Source organism: Noviherbaspirillum sp., from assembly GCF_035654295.1.
Taxonomy (GTDB): domain Bacteria; phylum Pseudomonadota; class Gammaproteobacteria; order Burkholderiales; family Burkholderiaceae_D; genus Noviherbaspirillum.
This window is the reverse complement of record NZ_DASRXF010000138.1, coordinates 1-4,842: the sequence shown is the minus strand read 5'-3', so window position 1 is coordinate 4,842 and position 4,842 is coordinate 1. Positions and strand designations below refer to the sequence as shown.

Annotated in this window: 5 protein-coding genes; all 5 read right to left on the bottom strand. The window is 62.7% G+C overall.

What is annotated here, in order from left to right:
* Nucleotides 1-140: 140 nt before the first annotated feature.
* Nucleotides 141-1,379: a radical SAM family heme chaperone HemW gene (hemW, locus tag VFF99_RS13665; protein ID WP_325018763.1), complete on the bottom strand. Its 1,239-nt coding sequence runs from the start codon at nt 1,377-1,379 to the stop codon at nt 141-143.
* A complete protein-coding gene (rdgB, locus tag VFF99_RS13660; RefSeq protein ID WP_325018761.1) occupies nt 1,376-1,960 on the bottom strand; it encodes an RdgB/HAM1 family non-canonical purine NTP pyrophosphatase in 585 nt (194 codons plus the stop codon). Before rdgB ends, hemW begins: the two co-directional genes overlap by 4 nt.
* Nucleotides 1,961-2,026: 66 nt before the next feature.
* A complete protein-coding gene (rph, locus tag VFF99_RS13655; protein WP_325018759.1) occupies nt 2,027-2,758 on the bottom strand; it encodes a ribonuclease PH in 732 nt (243 codons plus the stop codon).
* A 23-nt stretch (nt 2,759-2,781) separates the two neighbouring features.
* A complete protein-coding gene (locus VFF99_RS13650; RefSeq protein ID WP_325018757.1) occupies nt 2,782-3,711 on the bottom strand; it encodes a PP2C family serine/threonine-protein phosphatase in 930 nt (309 codons plus the stop codon).
* A gap of 11 nt (nt 3,712-3,722) precedes the next feature.
* Nucleotides 3,723-4,730 carry a serine/threonine-protein kinase gene (locus tag VFF99_RS13645; protein WP_325018755.1) on the bottom strand — a complete coding sequence of 336 codons (1,008 nt, stop codon included), beginning with the start codon at nt 4,728-4,730 and terminating at the stop codon, nt 3,723-3,725.
* Between the last annotated feature and the right edge of the window lie 112 nt (nt 4,731-4,842).

Here is a 4,842-nt window from a genome sequence, read left to right as displayed (position 1 = left end):
TCGCTGGTTTTCAAGACCAGTGCCTTAAACCACTCGGCCACACCTCCGGTCTGGGACTGCATTGATGGCGGATCCAATGCAGAGCGCATTATACCGGATATGGCGGGCTCTCCCTCACCCGCTGCGTCTTCCCGGAAATTTTAATTGAGGAACATCTGCTGCAAGTCATTCAAAAAGCGCCGGCCGAGTTCGGTCGGGCGGATCAGCCTGTGGTCGCGGTACAGCAATCCCTTCGCCTCTGCCGCGTTGAGCTGCTTTTCGATGGCGTTGAGCGTAAGGCCCGTGCGTTCGGCAAACCGGTTGGGCTCGAAGCCGCCGGTGAGGCGCAGTGCGTTGAGCATGAACTCGAAACCGAGCTCTCCGCGTTCGATCTCGAATTCTTCCTGGATCTGGCGGCCGAGTTTCATCTGCTCCATGTACGCCTTGGGCTGCTTGTAGCGCATCTGGCGCACAATGCGGTGCGGGAAGGAAATCTTCGAGTGCGCCCCGGCGCCGATGCCGAGGTAGTCGCCGAATTCCCAGTAGTTGAGGTTGTGCCGCGCCTGCCGATGCGGCTGGGCGAAGGCGGAGACTTCATAGTGCTGGTAGCCGGCATCGGTGGTGAGCTGCAGGATCATGTCCTGCATTTCCGCGCTGGTGTCGTCGTCGGGAACGGCGGGCGGGTATTTGGCGAAATAGGTGTTGGGCTCCAGGGTCAGATGGTAGAGGGAGAGGTGCGGCGGAGCGAAGGCGATGGCAGTGGCGACGTCGTTGCGCGCTTCTTCCAGCGTCTGTTGCGGCAGCGCGTACATGAGGTCGAGATTGAAGTTGTCGAAATTGGCCTGCGCGATCTCGACCGAACGCCTTGCCTCGTTCTCGTCATGGATGCGGCCGAGCGCTTCGAGGTGGCGCGCGTTGAAGCTCTGGATGCCGATTGACAAACGATTGATGCCGCTTGCCCGGTATGACTTGAACTTCTCGGCTTCGAAGGTGCCGGGGTTGGCTTCCATCGTGATTTCGGCGGCGCCATCGAGCGGCAGCAGCGTGCGCACGTCCGACATGAGCCGGTCGAGGCCGGCGGCGGACATGAGGCTGGGCGTGCCGCCGCCGATAAACACGGTGTAGACCTTGCGGCCCCAGATCGAGGGTAGCGCGCTTTCCAGGTCGGCACGCAGCGCGGCGAGATATTCCTCTTCGGGGAAACCGTTCTTCACCTCGTGCGAGTTGAAGTCGCAGTACGGGCATTTCCTGACGCACCAGGGGAAATGGATGTACAGGGAGAGCGGCGGCAGTGCCGTCAGGTGCAGCGCGCCAGGCTTGAGGAAGGCGTTCGCCACCTCGACCGGGGTGGCGGCGCTATTGCCTGTGTTGCCTGGCTGGATCGGCTTGATCGGGATCATCGCAGTTTTTCAACAAGGGCGCGCAATGCCTGGCCGCGGTGGGAGAGGCGGTTCTTTTCCTCGGCCGAAAGTTCGGCGACCGTCTTGCCCAGCGCTGGGAGCAGGAAATACGGGTCGTAGCCGAAGCCGCCCTGCCCGCGTGCCTCGGCAATGACTTCGCCTTCCCAGCGTCCGTCGGCGATCACGGGTTGCGGGTCGTCGGCATGGCGCACGAAGACGAGGACGCAGTAATAGTAGGCAGACTTGTCGGCGTGAGGTTCCAGTTCGGCGATCAGTTTTTCATTGTTGCGTGCGTCGGATTTCGGTTCGCCGGCATAGCGGGCGGAATAGACGCCTGGGGCTCCGCCGAGCGCGCGGGCGCAGATGCCGGAGTCGTCGGCGAGTGCCGGCAGGCCGGTGAGTCTGGCGGCATGGCGCGCCTTGGCGAGCGCGTTTTCGACGAAGGTGATGTGCGGTTCTTCCGCTTCCGGGACGTTGAATTCGCCCTGCGGGTGAACCTCGAAACCGACAGTGGCGAGGAGTTCGCCGAATTCCTTCAGCTTGCCGGTGTTGTTCGAGGCGAGTACGAGTTGTCGTGTCATGGCATTCGAAAAAAGCAAACGGCGCAAGCAATGCTGCTCGCGCCGCGGGTGTGAGGGATGCGGCTTTTATACGAGGCCGAGCGTGTCCTTCTGTAGCCGGATGAGGTCGGCAATGCCCTGCTCTGCCAGGTCGAGCAGACGGTTCATGGTCGGCCGGTCGAAGGCTTCGCCTTCGGCCGTGCCTTGAACTTCCACGAAGTGGCCGGCATCGGTCATGACGACGTTCATGTCGGTGTCGCAGTCGGAATCCTCGACGTAGTCGAGGTCGAGCACGGGCGTGCCCTGGAATACGCCGACCGAGACCGCGGCGACGAAATGCTTGACCGGGATGGCCGGCACGACACCCGCCGCGACGAGCTTGGAGAAGGCGTCGTAGGCGGCGACCATGGCGCCGGTGATCGAGGCGGTGCGCGTGCCGCCGTCGGCCTGGATGACGTCGCAATCGAGGTGCAGGGTGCGCTCGCCGAAGGCGTTCAGGTCGAACGCGGCGCGCAGCGAGCGGCCGATGAGGCGCTGGATCTCCTGCGTCCTGCCGGACTGCTTGCCCTTGGCAGCCTCGCGGTCCATGCGGCTGTGCGTGGAGCGGGGAAGCATGCCGTATTCGGCGGTCATCCAGCCCTGCCCCTTGCCTTTCAGGAAACCGGGGACTTTCTCTTCGATGCTGGCGGTGCAGATGACTTTCGTGTCGCCGAACTCGACGAGGACGGATCCTTCTGCATGTTTGGTGTAGTGGCGGGTGAGTCGCACGGTGCGCAATGCATCGGCGGCACGTCCGCTGGGGCGTTTTTCGAACGGCATGGGATGGCTCTAAGGATGGGATCTTATTTGGTGGTAATGCGGGAAGTCTTTTCGATCGCCGCGCGGATTTCGTCGATAGCTTTCTCGATTTCGCCTTCGTCGAAGGCGTCGCTCTGCTCGAGATCGGCATGGCGCGGCGCCTGGATGGTCGTGGTCACGCTCCCGACCGGCAGGGTGTGGGTGACGATGGTGGAGCTCGGGTCCTGCAATACGCTCGTGCCTTCCCACATCATCGCCAGCGCGGTGACATTATCGCTGGTCTTGCCCGCGATGCCGGTCGCCGTGGCGAGCAGTTCGGGCACGGCGCGCACGACGGTGTTCGTGTGCAGGCTTTGTGCCAGCACGTGGTCGGGCAGTACGGACCACAAGCCGTCCGAGCACAGCAGCAGCACGTCGCCGGACTGCAGGCTGGCCCGGCGCGAGAGTTCGACGATGGGCAGGTTGGGTGCGCCCAGGCAGTTGAATAGCTTGTTGCGGTCGGGGTGCGTATCGCGCTCCGAGGGCGCGACCTTGCCTTGCGCGATCAGGGTCTCGATGCGCGAATGGTCGCGGGTGCGCGCGAGGATCTGCCCCTGCCGCATCCAGTACAGGCGCGAGTCGCCGCAGTGCGCCCAATAGGCGCTGTTGTGCTGGATGATGCAGGCGACGATCGTGGTGCGCGGCGTCTCCGGCAAATTGTTGATGGCGCGGTAGCGATGGATCTCGCGATGGGCCGCGAAGAAACTGTCTTCGAGGAATTTCTCGGGCTTCTTGATGTAGGGGCTGGCGTTTTGCTGGAACAGCGCACCGATCGTCTGCAGGGCGATCGTCGCGGCCATCTCGCCCTGGATGTGGCCGCCCATGCCGTCGGCCAGCAGCAGGAGCAGCGCATCGCGGGTGAAGCTGTACCCCATGCGGTCCTGGTTGGTCTTGCGGCCCCCGATATGGCTTTCCTGGTAGACGGAAAATCGCATGTGCCTGTCGCCTAGCGCGTGTTGTTCTCGATGGTGGTGTTGCCGACCTGTGTGCCCTTGCCGATGCTGCCGAGCATATTGCGCAGCCTGGTCGTGACCTTTTCGATCAGGTCGGGTTCCTTCTGTTCCACTGCCGGCTCACGCAGCGCCTTCTGCAGCGCGAAGACGCTCTGCGGCCGCTCCAGCGGTTCCAGGCGCAGCGACCAGCGGATCACCTGGATCAGTTCGCGCGAGTACATGCCTTCCAGCTTGCGGAAGTGGTCTTCCATGCGGTCATTGGTCTTGCGCTGGTCCGCGGGCTGCGGCGGCGCGCCGACCATGCTGGCGAACATCGAGGCGCCGATGCTGTAGATGTCGGTCCAGGGACCGAGGTTGCCGTTCTTGACGTACAGCTCGGGTGGCGCGAAGCCGGGGGTGTACATCGGGTAGAGCTTGGGCTGGTCGGCGCGCAGTGTCTGGCGCGCCGCGCCGAAGTCGAGCAGGATCGGCGTGCCGTCCATGCGCAGGTAGATGTTGGCGGGCTTCAGGTCGAGGTGGAGCAGCTTGTTCGCATGCACTTCGCGCAGGCCGTTCATCACCTGGTTGAACATTTTCCGGATGAAACGCTCCGACACCAAAGGACGCTCGCCCTTGTCGCGCCGGCGGATGATGTGATCCTGTAACGAGCGCCCGGATTCGTAGGCCATCACCATGTAGACGGTATCGTTGGCGCGGAAAAAATTGACCACGCTGACGACGTTGGGGTGCGAAATTCGCGCCAGTGCGCGCCCCTCTTCAAAGAAGCACTTGAGGCCGATACGGAAGACGGGCAGGTTTTCCGCAGAGATTGCCGGCACCAGTTCGCCGGGGCGCCGCAGCGCGAGCGAGCTGGGCAGGTACTCCTTGATGGCGACCGCGTTACCGTCTTCATCGTAAGCGAGGTAGACGATACTGAACCCGCCGGACGCAATCTTCTTTACAATGCGGTATCCGGCAATTTCGAGTCCATCCGGCAATGGGGCGTTGTTTTGCGATGCCATATTTCCCTGAGGGTTTCCCTGACAGTTCCTCCGGATTGTGTGGGATAAATCACTGATTTGTAAAGCAAGGAAACATTTTGACGATCTCCAGCATGACCGGTTACGCGGTCAC